The sequence below is a fragment of the Mixta sp. Marseille-Q2659 genome (genome assembly GCF_940807255.1).
Lineage (GTDB): Bacteria > Pseudomonadota > Gammaproteobacteria > Enterobacterales > Enterobacteriaceae > Mixta.
Genome location: NZ_CALNWY010000008.1, coordinates 136267 through 153068, shown reverse-complemented (window position 1 = coordinate 153068; position 16802 = coordinate 136267). Strand labels below are relative to the sequence as shown.

The 16802-nt window shown below is 55.1% G+C and carries 11 protein-coding genes and 1 CRISPR repeat array; of the genes, 4 read left to right on the top strand and 7 right to left on the bottom strand.

Annotation, left to right across the window (positions count from 1 at the left end; translation table 11 throughout):
• From P3C52_RS08585 to P3C52_RS08575, 3 genes are all read left to right on the top strand, one after another.
• The coding region (locus P3C52_RS08585; protein WP_275554595.1) for an exo-alpha-sialidase at positions 1-565 on the top strand (565 nt) is incomplete at its 5' end.
• Between the two features lie 21 nt (positions 566-586).
• On the top strand, positions 587-1066 hold the full coding sequence (locus P3C52_RS08580; protein ID WP_275554594.1) for a YhcH/YjgK/YiaL family protein: 480 nt from the start codon (positions 587-589) through the stop codon (positions 1064-1066).
• Positions 1063-1743, top strand: coding sequence for an SDR family oxidoreductase (locus P3C52_RS08575; RefSeq protein WP_275554593.1), 681 nt, complete (start codon positions 1063-1065; stop codon positions 1741-1743). The genes P3C52_RS08580 and P3C52_RS08575 overlap by 4 nt, the downstream gene beginning before the upstream one ends.
• Positions 1744-1846: 103 nt before the next feature.
• On the opposite strand, the gene yacL is transcribed toward P3C52_RS08575, so the two are convergent.
• Both yacL and acnB read right to left on the bottom strand, forming a co-directional pair.
• The gene (yacL, locus tag P3C52_RS08570) at positions 1847-2209 is read right to left on the bottom strand and encodes a protein YacL (protein WP_275554592.1); all 363 of its coding nucleotides are present in this window, start codon (positions 2207-2209) and stop codon (positions 1847-1849) included.
• 167 nt (positions 2210-2376) lie between these two features.
• The gene (gene acnB / locus P3C52_RS08565) at positions 2377-4974 is read right to left on the bottom strand and encodes a bifunctional aconitate hydratase 2/2-methylisocitrate dehydratase (protein ID WP_275554591.1); all 2598 of its coding nucleotides are present in this window, start codon (positions 4972-4974) and stop codon (positions 2377-2379) included.
• Positions 4975-5727: 753 nt separating this feature from the next.
• Between acnB and mgtA the strand changes: the two genes are divergently transcribed.
• Positions 5728-8421, top strand: coding sequence for a magnesium-translocating P-type ATPase (gene mgtA / locus P3C52_RS08560; protein ID WP_275554590.1), 2694 nt, complete (start codon positions 5728-5730; stop codon positions 8419-8421).
• A 149-nt stretch (positions 8422-8570) separates the two neighbouring features.
• On the opposite strand, the gene P3C52_RS08555 is transcribed toward mgtA, so the two are convergent.
• From P3C52_RS08555 to aceE, 5 genes are all read right to left on the bottom strand, one after another.
• The gene (locus P3C52_RS08555; RefSeq protein WP_275554589.1) at positions 8571-9041 is read right to left on the bottom strand and encodes a DUF3237 domain-containing protein; all 471 of its coding nucleotides are present in this window, start codon (positions 9039-9041) and stop codon (positions 8571-8573) included.
• Between the two features lie 12 nt (positions 9042-9053).
• On the bottom strand, positions 9054-9557 hold the full coding sequence (locus P3C52_RS08550) for a phenolic acid decarboxylase (RefSeq protein ID WP_275554588.1): 504 nt from the start codon (positions 9555-9557) through the stop codon (positions 9054-9056).
• Positions 9558-10001: 444 nt separating this feature from the next.
• A CRISPR array of direct repeats spans positions 10002-10213; the repeat unit is 29 nt; unit sequence CGGTTTATCCCCGCTGGCGCGGGGAACAC.
• Between the two features lie 242 nt (positions 10214-10455).
• Positions 10456-11880 (bottom strand): dihydrolipoyl dehydrogenase, encoded by a 1425-nt coding sequence (gene lpdA, locus P3C52_RS08545; protein ID WP_275554587.1) that lies wholly within the window; start codon positions 11878-11880, stop codon positions 10456-10458.
• Positions 11881-12100: 220 nt separating this feature from the next.
• Positions 12101-14002 (bottom strand): pyruvate dehydrogenase complex dihydrolipoyllysine-residue acetyltransferase, encoded by a 1902-nt coding sequence (gene aceF / locus P3C52_RS08540; protein ID WP_275554586.1) that lies wholly within the window; start codon positions 14000-14002, stop codon positions 12101-12103.
• Positions 14003-14015: 13 nt separating this feature from the next.
• On the bottom strand, positions 14016-16679 hold the full coding sequence (gene aceE / locus P3C52_RS08535) for a pyruvate dehydrogenase (acetyl-transferring), homodimeric type (RefSeq protein WP_275554585.1): 2664 nt from the start codon (positions 16677-16679) through the stop codon (positions 14016-14018).
• Between the last annotated feature and the right edge of the window lie 123 nt (positions 16680-16802).

The window sequence follows — 16802 nt, the reverse complement described above, 5'->3', positions numbered from 1 at the left end:
TATGAATATTACGCTCCTGAAGGATGGCACGCTGCTGGCGCTCTATCGCAGCCGCTGGGCGGATTTTATCTGGCAGAGCCGCTCGCTGGACGGCGGCCAAAGCTGGAGCGCGCCGCAGCCCACCAGCCTGCCTAATAACAACTCCTCCATCCAGGTGACAACGCTGGCGAATGGCGATCTGGCGCTGGTGTTTAACAATATGAGCGCTGAAGGCGCCAGCGAACGCCGCGCTTCACTGTATGACGAAATTGAGGACGAGGAAGAGGCAATAGCGGTGGCCACCCATCCGACAAATAATGATGGCCGCACCGCCTTCTGGGGCGCGCCGCGCGCGCCAATGACGCTGGCAATTTCCAAAGACGGAGGCCGAAGCTGGCCGTGGCAGCGTAATCTGGAAGAAGGTGACGGCTACTGCATGACCAATAATTCGCAGCAAAAGCTGAATCGCGAACTCTCTTATCCCAGCATCAAACAGGGTCCGGATGGCAAGCTGCATATCGCCTGGACCTGGCATCGTCAGGCGATTAAATATGCGCGCGTGGATGAGAGCTGGGTGACTGGCTAACGGCGAAAGCAAGGAGGAATGATGATAACAGGCAATTTGCAGTGTCTGGCGCTGGCGACGCTGCCGGAAGAGCTTTACGCCCTGCTGGCGCGGCCGGAATGCACGCTGGAGGCACTGCGGGCGGCACCCGACGGGCGCTGGCACCCCAAAGGCGCAGACTGGTTTTGCACTATCACCGACAGCGACACCGCGCCAATGGCAACGCGCCACACGGAATATCACCGGCGCTGGCTCGACATTCAGGTGGTACTGACGGGTGAAGAGATCATTCGCTATGACGTCGTTGATGCGCGCGACACGGCGGCGGAAGAGCGCAAGCCCGACCTCTGGATCGTCGCGCAACCGCAGCTTCGTCAACAGCTGCATCTTCGCGCGGGTGATTTCGCGGTTTTTGCTCCCGGCGAGGCGCATCAGGCATTGTGTGCGGTCAACGATCGGCCGGCGCGCGTGCGCAAGGCGGTATTTAAAGTACCGGTTGAGATGCTGCGGAGGGCACCATGAACCGTCATGCGCTGGTAACCGGCGCCAGCTCCGGCATCGGCCGTGCGATTGTTGAGCGGCTGCTGCGCGAAGGCTGGCAGGTCACCGGACTCAGCCGCTCGGCGGCTGGCGCTTCTCATCCGGCGCTGCGCATGATAGCCGTCGATCTGTTTGATGGGCAGGCGCTGGCGGTCGTGCTGGATGCGCTGCCGCCGGTCGATGCCTTTGTGCATGCCGCCGGAATGATGCAGGCCGCCACGCTGGGCGCGCTGGATAGCGAGATTAGCCAGCGGCTGTGGCATCTGCATGTTCAGGTGGCAGAAACCATCGCTAACCGGCTGGCATCGACGTTGCCTGTTAATGGTCGCATTATTTTGATTGGCAGCCGCACCTCGCGCGGCGCGGCGGGCCGCAGTCAGTACGTCAGCACCAAGGCGGCGCTGGTCGGTATGGCGCGCAGCTGGGCGGCGGAGCTTGCGCCGCGCGGCATTACCGTTAACGTGGTCGCACCCGGCGCGACGGCCACGCCGATGCTGGACGGCCCCGGCCGCGAAAGCTCGCCGCCAAAGCTGCCGCCAATCGGCCGCTATATTCAGCCGGAGGAGGTGGCGGCGCTGACCAGCTTTCTGCTCTCTCCCGCCGCCGCCGCTATTACCGGTCAGGAGATCGCCATATGCGGCGGCGCCTCACTTAGCTAACCCACCGCGCTGCAACAGAAAAGCCCGCGTCAGCAGCACGCGGGCTTGTTTTCTCTTTGCCTTTCACACTGGCGGGCGCGGCGGCAAGGTTCGCCGGGCAGACTTAGCGCCCCTGCATAAAGGCGCGGTAAGCGGCGATCACCGCGAGGAAATCTTCCATACCGCAGAACGACAGGCTCTCTTCGTCGTAGTAGCTCATGCCTTCCTCCAGCTCATCCGTATCAAAGGCGAGCTGATTGGCGCGGATCATTACATCTTCGCCATTCAGCGAAAGCGTGTATTCATGTCCCTGACGCTGCCATTCTCGTTCGCTGCCCTTGACCTGCTGCATCGCCGCTTCCACCTCATCCAGCAGCGCCATGTCGCCTTTTACCTCTTCGTTGAACCAGTGGCCGACCGCCTCATGGCCCATACTCATTCGCACCTTTACCTGGCCGGTAACGTCGCGTAAAAATTCATATTCCATCTTACTGCCCTCAACCTCAACGCATGCGTGCGCCGTTTCTCGTCATTTTCTGACCGCACAGCGCGTATTATCGCAGCCCGGAAGCGGAAAAGCAGCGCCTGCGTCGGGGTGACAGGCGTAAAAAAGGGCGGAAAGCTCCGCCCTTTAATGCAGCTACAGAGGATTTATCAGACCGCGGTCTGGAAAATCACCTCTTTCGCTTTATCGGTGTACTGATTCAGCTGATTGAAGTTCAGGTAGCGATAGGTATCCACCGCGGTTTTATCCACCTGAGACATAAACTGCTGATACTCATCCGGCGTCGGCAGACGGCCCAGCAGCGATGCTACCGCAGCCAGTTCCGCAGAAGCCAGATAGACATCAGCGCCGGTGCCCAGGCGGTTCGGGAAGTTACGCGTCGAGGTAGAAACCACGGTTGCGCCATCGGCAACGCGCGCCTGGTTGCCCATACAGAGCGAACAGCCAGGGATCTCAATGCGCGCGCCGCTCTTACCAAACACGCTGTAGTAACCTTCTTCCGTTAGCTGCGCGGCATCCATTTTGGTCGGCGGCGCAACCCACAGGCGGGTCGGCAACTGGCCTTTATGGCTGTCCAGCAGTTTACCTGCCGCACGGAAGTGACCGATATTAGTCATACAGGAACCGATAAAGACCTCATCGATCTTCTCGTTCTGCACTTCTGACAGCAGGCGCGCATCATCAGGATCGTTCGGCGCACACAGGATTGGCTCGTTGATTTCCGCCAGATCGATTTCGATAACCGCTGCGTATTCCGCATCGGCATCGGCTTCCATCAGTTGCGGATCGGCCAGCCATTTCTCCATGCCCTGAATACGACGCTCCAGCGTACGGCGATCGCCGTAACCTTCCGCGATCATCCATTTCAGCAGGACGATGTTGGAATTCAGGTATTCAATGATCGGCGCTTTATCCAGCTTGATGGTACAACCGGCAGCGGAACGCTCAGCGGAGGCATCGGACAGCTCAAACGCCTGCTCGACTTTCAGATCCGGCAGACCTTCGATCTCCAGAATGCGGCCAGAGAAGATGTTTTTCTTGCCTTTCTTCTCAACGGTCAGCAGTCCCTGCTTAATCGCGTAATAAGGGATCGCATGCACCAGATCGCGCAGGGTGATGCCCGGCTGCATTTTGCCTTTAAAGCGCACCAGCACCGACTCCGGCATATCCAGCGGCATGACGCCGGTCGCAGCGGCAAAGGCCACCAGACCAGAACCCGCCGGAAAAGAGATGCCGATCGGGAAACGGGTATGGGAGTCGCCGCCGGTGCCGACGGTATCCGGCAGCAGCATACGGTTCAGCCAGCTGTGAATAATGCCGTCACCCGGACGCAGCGAGACGCCGCCACGGTTCATAATAAAATCCGGCAGCGTATGGTGCGTCTGCACATCAACCGGCTTCGGATAGGCGGCGGTATGACAGAACGACTGCATCACCAAATCAGCGGAGAAGCCGAGGCAAGCCAGATCTTTCAGTTCATCGCGCGTCATCGGACCGGTGGTGTCCTGAGAACCGACAGAGGTCATCTTCGGCTCGCAGTACTGGCCCGGACGAATGCCAGCGACGCCACAGGCGCGGCCTACCATTTTCTGCGCCAGCGAGAAGCCGCGCGTACTTTGCGCCACATCTTTCGCCTGACGGAACACATCGCTGTGCGGCAGGCCCAGCGACTCGCGCGCTTTGGTAGTCAGACCGCGACCGATAATCAGCGGAATACGGCCACCAGCGCGCACTTCATCCAGAATCACGTCGGTTTTCAGCGCGAATTCAGCCAGCAGTTCGCCGGTTTCGTGATTGCGCACTTCCCCTTTGTACGGGTAAATGTCGATCACATCGCCCATATTCAGGTTATTCACATCCACTTCGATCGGCAGCGCGCCGGCATCTTCCATGGTGTTAAAGAAAATTGGCGCGATTTTGCCGCCCAGCACTACGCCGCCGCCTTTTTTGTTCGGCACGTAAGGGATGTCGTCGCCCATAAACCACAGCACCGAGTTGGTAGCGGATTTACGTGAAGAACCGGTGCCCACAACGTCGCCGACGTAAGCCAGCGGGAAACCTTTCGCCTGCAGCGCTTCAATCTGCTTGATCGGGCCAACGTTGCCCGGCTCGTCCGGCTCAATGCCTTCACGGGCGTTTTTCAGCATCGCCAGCGCGTGCAGCGGAATATCAGGACGCGACCAGGCATCCGGCGCCGGAGAGAGATCGTCGGTGTTGGTTTCGCCGGTAACTTTGAAGACCGTTACGGTAATTTTTTCTGCCAGCGCCGGGCGGTTCAGATACCATTCGGCATTGGCCCAGGACTGCATTACCTGCTGCGCGTGCGGGTTGCCCGCTTTCGCTTTCTCTTCCACATCGTAGAAGTTATCGAACATCAGCAGCGTATTGCACAGCGCCTTCGCCGCGATGGGCGCCAGCTTCGCATCATCCAGCGCATCGATCAGCGGATGAATGTTATAGCCGCCCTGCATGGTGCCAAGCAGTTCGATCGCTTTTTCGGGTGTTACCAGAGGAGAGGTCGTTTCGCCTTTGGCGATGGCAGCCAGGAAACCGGCTTTAACATAGGCCGCTTCATCAACACCCGGCGGCACGCGATTAATTAACAGATCGGACAGGAATTCTTCTTCACCCACAGGAGGGTTTTTCAGCAGTTCAACCAGCGCGGCCATTTGGGAAGCATCTAAAGGTTTAGGCACAATTCCCTGGGCGGCACGCTCGGCAACGTGCTTACGGTATTCATCTAGCACGACGTTCTCCTCGCTCTCATTGTATTGGGCTTTCCGGCCACCTTTTTTCACGGCGATCTGTTGGATGCTTATGTAGGGTAAGGTGTCCGGTTTCGCGTCGGCCAGCATAGCAGGATTTACTTCACTTGTTAATGCGTTTACAAAAAAGCAACATTATTTATCAAACTCGTTTCCTAGGCGCAGCGCGTGCAGCAGCGTTTTTTTAAACTTTTTAACGATAAAGATAATTTATAGTTAGCGCGGTTTTGTTAAGTAAATAAATAGCTTTGCCGTTTAGGGAATATTGATGGAGTTGAATTTACCCGATTCGCAATCCTCTTTATACTCAGCGCCGACTGTTATCAGGAGAACTTTTTTGCTTACTCACTCGATTTAGCAGGCAAGCAAAGCCGCTTGCCACCTGGCAGGCAGCGATCCTTCCGGTTCGTCTGCTCCTTATTAACAAGAGAGATGAAACCGATGTTGATATATCGCCACTCCCTTTTTCCTCCAGGCCGATCCTGACCCTCTTTTCGCCATTGCGTGTTTAACGTAACGGCTCGCTTCACGCTGTCTGCTGTACAGCTATCCCCGATTTGTTATCGCCGCCGGGCGGTTAAGGAGACGTCATGGACGCACCCCCTTGTATGCAACGTAAACCGCGTTGCGTAAGGACTGAATAACCCGCTTCTCTCCTCTGCAACGCCATCTCATATTTTTGCCGCGATCTCGTCATGAGAGAGATCCGGCTGCGCAATTTTCGGAGTAACTGAGATGACTCAGATGATCAATCTGGCGCCGGCTGCACGCCAGCGCTCTGCCGCTGCTCAACAACGTTGGGCTATCGGCGATGAAGCCCACGTCCAGGCCACCACCACGCTGCAACGTCTGCAAAGCAGCGAATCCGGCTTAACTCAACAGCAGGCCAGCGAACGTCTGGCACGCTACGGCGTCAATCAGGTGGCAAATGAACAAGCGCCACATCCACTCTGCCAGCTGCTTCAGGCGTTTAATAATCCCTTTATTTATGTGCTGCTGGGGCTGACGACAATTAGCTTTTTCACTGATTACTGGCTGCCGCTGCGTCAGGGAGATGAGACCGATCTGACCGGCGTCGTCATTATGCTGACAATGGTGCTGCTCAGCGCCCTGCTGCGCTTCTGGCAGGAGTTTCGTACCAATAAGGCGGCGGATGCGCTGCGTTCGCTGGTGACCACCCGCGTCAGCGTGCTGCGTCGTAAAACGCAGGACGCCGAGCCGGAAGTGGTGGATGTCGCCCAACAGGATTTGGTGCCCGGCGACATTATTCTGATTGCCGCAGGCGACGTCATTCCGGCGGACATTAAGCTGATCTCCGCGCGCGATCTGCTGATTAGTCAGTCCGCGCTTTCCGGCGAAGCGCTGCCGGTGGAAAAATCCTGTCAGCTGCGAACGGAAAATCTGGCGCAGCCGCTCAGCGAAACCGCGCTGTTCGAGGCCCCATCCGTCTGTCTGATGGGCACGCACGTCGTGAGCGGTACCGCGCAGGCGGTGGTGGTCGCTACCGGCAACAGCACCTGGTTCGGCTCGCTGGCGCGCAAGCTGGTTGGACAGCGCACGCCTACCGCTTTCGATCGCGGCGTGAACAGCGTCAGCTGGCTGCTGATCCGCTTTATGGCGCTGATGGTGCCGGTTGTATTGCTGCTGAACGGTTTTACCAAAGGCGACTGGCTGGACGCCACGCTGTTTGCGCTGGCGGTAGCAGTTGGCCTGACGCCGGAAATGCTGCCGATGATTGTCAGCACTAATCTGGCAAAAGGCGCGATCGCCATGGCGCGGCGGAAAGTGGTGGTAAAACGTCTGGAAGCGATTCAGAACCTGGGTGCGATGGATGTTCTTTGCACCGATAAAACCGGGACGCTAACGGAAGATCATATTGCGCTGGCGCACCATTTTGATTTGCAGGGCAACAGCGATGATGAAGTGCTGAAGCTGGCGTGGCTGAACAGTACGCACCAGAGCGGCCATAAAAATCTGATGGATCGCGCAGTGCTGGAATTTGCGCGATATCGTCAGGATCTGCCGCAGCAATGGCGGAAAGTCGCTGAGCTACCGTTTGATTTTGAACGCCGTCGCCTGTCAGTGATCGTTGCCGACCAACAGGGCCAGCACCATCTGATTTGTAAAGGCGCGCTGGATGAGATGCTGATGGTTTCCACTCATCTGCATGTTAACGGGCAGCGCCTGCCGTTAAATGATGAATGGCGTGATGCGCTGCGTGCGCGGGCGGCACAACTGAACCAGGAAGGCTATCGCGTGCTGCTGATCGGCAAGCGCAACAACGGCACCACCGGCTGGTATCAGCGTCTGACTAATGAAGATGAGCGTGATTTAACGCTGTACGGCATGCTGACCTTCCTCGATCCGGCCAAAGAGAGTGCGGCGGAGGCGGTACGGGCGCTGCAGGAGAAAGGCGTCCAGATTAAGGTGCTGACCGGCGACAATTCGCTGATCAGTATGAAAATTTGTCGCGACGTTGGGCTGGAGGCTGGCGAGCCGTTGCTCGGCGAAAAGATCGAACAGCTCGACGATGCGCAGCTGGCGCAACGGGTAACGCAGCATACGCTGTTTGCCCGCCTGACCCCAGCGCAAAAGGCGCGCGTGGTAGGTCTGTTGCAACAGCAGGGCCATACCGTTGGCTTCCTTGGCGACGGCATTAATGATGCCGCCGCGCTGCGCGCCGCCGACGTCGGCATCTCTGTGGACAGCGCCAGCGATATTGCCAAACAGGCCGCTGGCATTATTCTGCTGGAAAAAAGCCTGCTGGTGCTGGAACAGGGCGTCGTCACCGGACGTCAGACCTTCGGCAATATCATTAAGTATCTGAATATCACCGCCAGCTCTAATTTCGGTAACGTATTTTCCGTGCTGGTGGCCAGCGCCTTTATTCCCTTTTTGCCGATGCTGGCGGTACAGTTACTGCTGCAGAATCTGATTTACGATATTGCTCAGCTGGCGCTTCCCTGGGATCGCATGGATAAATCTTTCCTGCAGCGCCCGCGTAAATGGGATGCACGTAATATTGGCCGCTTTATGCTGTGGATGGGGCCGCTCTCTTCCATTTTCGACATCACCACTTTTGCGCTGATGTGGCATATTTTCGGCGCCAACAGCAGTGAACATCAGGCGCTGTTCCAGTCCGGCTGGTTTATTGAGGGATTGCTGTCCCAAACGTTGGTGGTGCATATGCTGCGTACGCGCCATATTCCTTTTGTGCAGGCGTGGGCCAGCTGGCCGATTATGCTGACAACGTTAGCGGTGGTGATTATTGGCGTGGTGCTGCCCTTCTCTCCGCTGGCTGCCGCTTTTGGCTTACAGGCGCTGCCCATGAGCTATTTCCCGTGGCTGATTGCCACACTGCTGGGCTATTGCCTGCTCAGCCAGAGCGTTAAAACGCTTTATATTCGTCGTTACGGGCAATGGTTCTGAAACTTTCGTCGGCAGGATTTGCCTCTGCGGCATGCCCTGCCACGTTTTTCTTGCCAGCAGCGGCATGGAAAATAGCAAATGCCATTAAATGACCAAAAGAAAACCGGCCTGGCTTTTATACGCCAGGCCGGTTTTTTCACACAGCGTGTTTACAATACGCGGTAAAATTTCAGCGATACGCCTTGTTCGCTGCGTTCGCCGCTACAGATAAAGATATTTTCCCTAAGCCAGCTAAGCGCCGGATGATAGATCTCAAAACGCGGCGTGGCGCGAAAATAAATCTCCGCTGCCGGGATTTGATTAAAAAAGGCCATATCATCGCCAAACAGCGCCTCGCGCCATTGCGCAGGCAGGCGGCGGATACCGTTGTTTTCAATATAAAACGTGTGATCCGACGTGGTGCGAATGGCGTAGCGAGCCGATAACTCGCATAGCCCGTCCGCGCGGATAATCTGGCTATCGACTCCGCCTGGCATCACCTGACCTTCAAGCTGGCCGCTGACAAGGCCGCCCCGAATGGGGATAAGCTGACGCTTGCCGCCTTCCGGCGTACGGTTGACCATAATCGGCGCGTCAACCTCAATCTCAACGGCAAAACTGAATTCCAGTTCAGGCTGCATCCTGCGCTCCGCTTATTTCAAGTTTTCAGGAAAGTTTGCGGGCAGTTCACTGGCCGGGCAGTTAATCACGCTGTCATCGTTTTCGCCCACGTCGCGGATAAAGGTCAGCGTGGCGTATTCATCGATCACTTCTGTTGGATAGGCTGGGCCTGCTTCGCGATAGCTGGCCATCTCATCAAGGTGTTCGTTCTGGAAGCAGACGGTTTTTTCCGGATTGTTCATTACCCAACGCGGGAAAAAGATGGTGCCGTGAAACACCTTATCGGCAAGGTTCACACTCAGGCTAACGTCGGTGCCGGTTGGCTCCGTCCAGGAAATTTTGTAAACGTCGCTGGCGAGACGCGCCAGGTAAACATGCTGATCTTTCACCCAACGATTGCCGACCAGGCCGCTGTGAATGCGATAATCGATGGTTTCATTATTTTTGAAGTAAATTTCATAGTTCCAGCCATTATCATAGGTATAAACCAGATGTTTACCTACCAGGCCGTTTAAATCATGTTTATCGAAGCTCATAAAATTTACTCCTCTTGGTTAACGGGTAAATTATAGATCATCGATGTTAAAACGTTATGGCTAAAAAATAATAGTTTTGTCTTATATCAATAAGATTTATGTCAGAGCGAAGTAACAAAAAAGATGTTTGATAATTATTGCGACTCCAGGAAATATTTATCAACTTTTATAATATTGAGACCAGCACAATCTGCAGCAGCAAGAAATAAATAAAATCATTTTTTAATGCATTTTCACATTAAAGAACAAACAGAAACACCCCTGAATTAATTAATACCCCTCAATAAAATCAGCCAAATGAAAATAAAAAGTCAGAGGCCATTTTTTAAATATCGCCTTCATGCTGATACAGGGTTTATGGCCAAGTCTGATTAATAGCTTAGTTGATAATAAACAGGCTGTTAGAAAACTTTTTAGCGGATGAGTATTTAATTTATCTGGCTGCGGTTTATCCCCGCTGGCGCGGGGAACACATGTATATTTATACAGTATTTAATTTAAGGACCGGTTTATCCCCGCTGGCGCGGGGAACACTACATGGTAAAGGCCTGCGAAACCGCGCCTGACGGTTTATCCCCGCTGGCGCGGGGAACACAACTATGCCGTCGCGCCGCCGAAAGAATACGCCGGTTTATCCCCGCTGGCGCGGGGAACACCCTAAATTTATCTCACTGATATTAAAATAAAAAAACAATCCACAAAAATCTACCGGCTCATTTTATCATTGTAAGCATGGCTACTTGCTTGATTTAAAACTATCTGACGCATAACAAACCGGCGTCCACCCACCAGCTGCTGTCGTTTTATCACAGCATAAACGCGACGGAGAAAACCATCTCCGCCTCTATTTTATCCAATAAAAAACGGCCCCTTTCGGAGCCGCTTTTATGCGAAGGCGTTATTTTTTCTTCGCTTTCGGGTTTGGCAGGTCGGTAATGCTTCCTTCAAAGATTTCCGCCGCCAGGCCAACAGATTCATGCAGCGTCGGGTGCGCATGAATGGTCAGCGCGATGTCTTCCGCATCGCAGCCCATTTCGATCGCCAGGCCAATTTCGCCCAGCAGCTCGCCGCCGTTGGTGCCCACAATGGCGCCGCCGATCACGCGATGCGTCTCTTTATCGAAAATCAGCTTGGTCATACCGTCTGCGCAGTCAGAAGCAATAGCACGGCCTGACGCTGCCCACGGGAAGGTGGCGGTTTCATAGCTGATGCCTTTTTCTTTCGCTTCTTTCTCGGTCAGGCCAACCCATGCCACTTCCGGCTCGGTGTAGGCGATTGACGGGATAACTTTCGGATCGAAGTAATGTTTCTTACCGGCGATAACTTCTGCCGCTACGTGGCCTTCATGCACGCCTTTGTGCGCCAGCATCGGCTGACCGACGATGTCGCCAATCGCATAGATGTGCGGCACATTAGTGCGCATCTGCTTATCAACGCGGATAAAGCCACGGTCGTCCACTTCCACGCCCGCTTTGCCAGCGTCGAGGTTTTTACCGTTCGGTACGCGACCGATCGCCACCAGTACGGCGTCATAACGCTGCGCTTCGGCAGGCGCTTTTTTGCCTTCCATCGAAACGTAGATGCCGTCTTCTTTAGCTTCAACCGCGGTTACTTTGGTTTCCAGCATCAGGTTGAATTTCTTGCTGATGCGTTTGGTGAACACTTTCACGACATCTTTATCGGCAGCCGGGATCACCTGGTCGAACATCTCAACCACGTCAATCTCTGAACCCAGCGCGTGATACACGGTGCCCATTTCCAGACCGATAATTCCACCGCCCATCACCAGCATGCGTTTCGGTACTTCTTTCAGTTCCAGCGCTGCGGTGGAATCCCACACGCGCGAATCTTCGTGAGGAATGAACGGCAGCTGAATCGGACGTGAACCCGCTGCAATAATCGCGTTATCAAAGTTGATGGTGGTCGCGCCGTTTTCGCCTTCAACAACCAGGGTGTTCGCGCCGGTAAATTTACCCAATCCGTTAACAACTTTGACCTTACGGCCCTTCGCCATACCGGACAGACCGCCGGTCAGCTGGTTGATGACTTTCTCTTTCCAGGTACGGATCTTGTCAATGTCAGTTTTCGGCTCACCGAAAACGATGCCGTGTTCGGCCAACGCTTTCGCTTCTTCGATAACTTTAGCCACGTGCAGCAGCGCTTTTGAAGGGATACAGCCAACGTTAAGACAAACACCGCCCAGGGTGCTGTAACGCTCTACCAGTACGGTCTCCAGACCTAAATCCGCGCAACGAAAGGCTGCGGAGTAGCCCGCAGGACCTGCCCCAAGCACAACGACCTGGGTTTTAATCTCTGTACTCATCATGACCTCTTAATTGACTATCCGGCGGGTCAGACGTCACTTACCTGATTCACAGTACGCCCTTCATCCACCGGGACGCGTTCACCGCAAGAGTTTACAGAATTGTTAACAGACTGCAAACCGCTTCGGCTCCGTAGATCCCATTTCCCGTATTTCAGGCCGGTTAAGCAGCGATAAACAGACCTGTAAAAAGGCCGACATTCGTCGGCCTTTATTTTTATTACATCACCAGACGGCGGATGTCGCTCAACGTGTTGTTGATGATGGTGATGAAACGCGCACCATCAGCGCCATCGATCACGCGGTGGTCGAAGGAGAGAGAGATCGGCAGCATCAGACGCGGTACGAACTCTTTACCATTCCAGACCGGTTCCATCGAAGACTTGGAAACGCCGAGGATAGCCACTTCCGGCGCGTTAACGATCGGCGCGAAGTGGGTGGTACCCAGGCCGCCGATGCTGGAGATGGTAAAGCAGCCGCCCTGCATTTCGCCAGCGGTCAGCTTGCCATCACGCGCTTTTTTGGAGATGGTCATCAGTTCACGAGACAGTTCAACGATGCCTTTCTTGTTCACATCCTTGAATACCGGAACCACCAGGCCGTTCGGCGTATCTACCGCCACGCCGATGTTGATATATTTCTTCAGCGTCAGCTTCTGACCATCTTCGGACAACGAGCTGTTAAAGCGTGGCATCTGCTCCAGCGCGGCAGCAACAGCTTTCATGATGAAGACAACCGGGGTGATCTTCACATCCAGCTTACGCTTTTCAGCTTCGGCGTTCTGCTGCTTACGGAACGCTTCCAGATCGGTGATGTCGGTTTTGTCAAAGTGCGTAACGTGCGGGATCATCACCCAGTTACGGCTCAGGTTAGCACCAGAGATTTTCTGGATACGACCCAGCTCAACTTCTTCCACTTCACCAAACTTGCTGAAGTCCACCTTCGGCCACGGCAGCATGCCCGGCAGACCGCCACCTGCGGCGGCAGCCGGTGCGGATTCAGCACGTTTCACCGCATCTTTCACATAGGCCTGAACGTCTTCTTTCAGGATACGGCCTTTACGACCGGTGCCTTTGACTTTCGCCAGATTAACGCCAAATTCACGCGCCAGACGACGGATAACCGGCGTGGCGTGAACGTAGGCATCGTTCTCGGTGAAATCATCTTTACCGGCGGCTTTCGCTGGTGCAGAAGCCGCCGTAGCCGGAGCTGCTTTCTCAGGCTGTGCGGCCGGTGCCGCTTTTTCCGCAGCAGGTGCAGCGGCAGGCGCGGCGCCTTCCACTTCAAACAGCATAATCAGCGAGCCGGTGCTGACTTTGTCACCGGTGTTGATTTTGATCTCTTTCACCGTACCGGCGAACGGTGCCGGCACTTCCATTGAAGCTTTGTCGCCTTCAACAGTGATCAGCGACTGCTCAGCAGTCACTTTGTCGCCAGCTTTAACCAGAATCTCGGTCACTTCAACTTCGTCGCCGCCGATATCCGGTACGTTCACTTCTTTGGTGGCTGAACCGCCAGAGGTCGCCGGCGCGCTGGCCGCTTCCTCTTTCACCTGCGGTTTAGGCGCGGCACCACCGCCGGAAGCGGCAGTTTCGAACACCATAATCAGCGAGCCGGTGCTGACTTTGTCGCCGGTGTTGATTTTGATCTCTTTCACCGTACCCGCAAACGGCGCCGGTACTTCCATGGAGGCTTTGTCGCCTTCCACAGTGATCAGCGACTGCTCTGCTTCAACTTTGTCGCCAACTTTTACCAGAATCTCAGTCACTTCAACTTCGTCGCTGCCGATGTCCGGTACGTTAACGTCTTTGCTTTCAGCCGCAGCGGCTGGCGCAGGCTGCGCCTCCGCTTTCTGCTCAGCAGCCGGGGCTGGCGCCGCTTGTGCTGCGCCCTCTGCGTCAAAAATCATAATCAGTGAGCCGGTTTCAACTTTATCGCCGGTAGTGATTTTGATCTCTTTTACCACGCCCGCCTGCGGCGAAGGTACTTCCATCGAGGCTTTGTCACCTTCTACGGTAATCAGCGACTGCTCTGCTTCTACTTTGTCGCCGACCTTTACCAGAATTTCGGTCACTTCAACTTCATCTGCGCCGATGTCCGGTACTTTGATTTCGATAGCCATTAATCTTTACCTCTTATGCCAGACGCGGGTTGACTTTATCTGCATCGATATTGAATTTGGCAATGGCATCGGCCACTACTTTCTTATCGACTTCGCCGCGTTTAGCCAGTTCGCCCAGCGCTGCTACCACTACGTAAGATGCATCCACTTCAAAGTGGTGACGCAGGTTTTCACGGCTGTCAGAGCGGCCAAAGCCGTCGGTGCCCAGTACACGATAATCGCTGGCCGGAATATAGCTGCGAACCTGTTCAGCAAACAGTTTCATGTAGTCGGTAGAGGCGACGGCAGGCGCTTCGTTCATCACCTGAGCGATGTAAGGCACGCGCGCTTCTTCTGTCGGATGCAGCATGTTCCAGCGTTCGCAATCCTGGCCATCACGCGCCAGTTCGGTGAAGGAGGTCACACTGTAGACGTCAGAACCGATGCCGTAGTCTTTCGCCAGGATTTCTGCCGCTTCACGCACGTGACGCAGGATAGCGCCGGAGCCCAGCAGCTGCACTTTGCCTTTGCTGCCTTCCAGGGTTTCCAGCTTGTAGATACCTTTACGGATACCTTCTTCTGCGCCCTGCGGCATCGCCGGCATGTGATAGTTTTCGTTCAGCGTGGTGATGTAGTAATAGATGTTTTCCTGCGCTTCGCCGTACATGCGCATCAGGCCATCCTGCATGATCACCGCCACTTCATAGGCGTAAGCCGGATCGTAAGAGATACAGTTCGGGATGGTCAGCGCCTGGATATGGCTGTGACCATCTTCGTGCTGCAGACCTTCGCCGTTCAGCGTGGTACGACCGGAGGTACCGCCGACCAGGAAGCCGCGCGCCTGCTGGTCGCCCGCCGCCCAGCAGAGATCGCCGATACGCTGGAAGCCGAACATAGAATAGTAGATATAGAACGGGATCATCGGCAGGTTGTTGGTGCTGTAAGAGGTCGCAGCAGCCAGCCAGGATGCGCCTGCACCCAGCTCGTTAATCCCTTCCTGAAGAATCTGACCCTTCTCATCTTCTTTATAGTAAGCCACCTGCTCACGGTCCTGCGGCGTGTACTGCTGGCCGTTCGGGCTGTAAATACCGATTTGACGGAACAGACCTTCCATACCGAAGGTACGCGCTTCGTCCGCGATGATCGGCACCAGACGATCTTTGATCGACTTGTTCTTCAGCATCACGTTCAGGGCACGCACGAAAGCGATGGTGGTAGAGATCTCTTTGTTCTGCTCTTCCAGCAGCGGTGCGAAATCTTCCAGGCTTGGCAGCTCCAGCTTCTCACTGAAGTTCGGCTGACGGCTTGGCAGATAGCCGCCCAGCTTCTGACGCTGGCCATGCAGATAGGTATACTCTTCCGAACCTTCTTCAAAGGTCACGTACGGCAGTTTTTCCAGGTTTTCATCGGCTACCGGCACATTGAAGCGATCGCGAACATAGCGAACGCCGTCCATGTTCATTTTCTTCACCTGGTGCGCGATGTTTTTGCCTTCCGCCGTGTCGCCCATACCATAGCCTTTGATGGTATGCGCCAGGATCACCACCGGCTTGCCTTTGGTTTCCTGTGCTTTTTTCAGCGCCGCGTAGATTTTCTTCGGATCGTGACCGCCACGGTTCAGGGCGAAGATCTCGTCGTCGGACATATCTTTCACCAGCTCAGCGGTTTCCGGGTATTTACCGAAGAAGTGTTCACGCACGTAGGCGCCGTTACGGGATTTGAAGGTCTGATAGTCGCCGTCAACGGTTTCGTTCATCAGCTGGATCAGCTTACCGCTGGTATCTTTACGCAGCAGTTCGTCCCAACGGCTGCCCCAGATCACCTTGATCACTTCCCAGCCTGCGCCGCCAAAGATGCCTTCCAGCTCGTTGATGATCTTACCGTTGCCGGTAACCGGACCATCCAGACGCTGCAGGTTACAGTTGATGATGAATACCAGGTTGTCCAGCTTCTCGCGCGTTGCGATGGTGATGGCGCCTTTAGATTCCGGCTCGTCCATTTCGCCATCGCCAAGGAAAGCGTAAACGGTCTGCGCGGAGGTATCTTTCAGGCCACGGTGTTCCAGATATTTCAGGAATTTCGCCTGATAGATCGCCGACAGCGGGCCAAGGCCCATAGAAACGGTCGGGAACTGCCAGAAGTCCGGCATCAGTTTGGGATGCGGATAAGAAGAGAGACCGTTGCCATGCACTTCCTGACGGAAGTTGTTCATCTGCTCTTCGGTCAAACGGCCTTCAAGGAACGCACGTGAGTAAACGCCCGGAGAAATATGGCCCTGGAAGTAAACCAGATCGCCGCCGTCTTTATCATTACGCGCGCGGAAGAAATGGTTGAAGCAGACTTCATAAATGGTCGCAGAGGACTGGAAAGATGAGAGGTGACCGCCCAGCTCCAGATCTTTTTTCGACGCACGCAGTACCGCCATCATGGCGTTCCAGCGAATTGCGGAACGGATACGACGCTCCAGAGAGGCATTGCCCGGATAATCCGGCTCGTCTTCAACGGCGATAGAGTTAATGTAGTTGCTGACAGCAGAGCCTGCAGCGACTTTCACGCCGCCTTTGCGCGCTTCGTTCAGCACCTGATCGATCAGGAACTGCGCACGCTCAACACCTTCTTCACGGATGACCGATTCGATCGCCTGTAGCCAGTCGCGGGTTTCGATCGGATCCACGTCATTATGTAAACGTTCTGACATGGGGGTATTCCTTATCTGTGTCTAATACGTTGAATTGTCTGGAGCCTGTCTCCCTGCATTCTGTTTCATTGCAAAATGCAAGGAGACAGGCCCGTCGTTAGTTGCCGCGTATCTCTTCTTCTG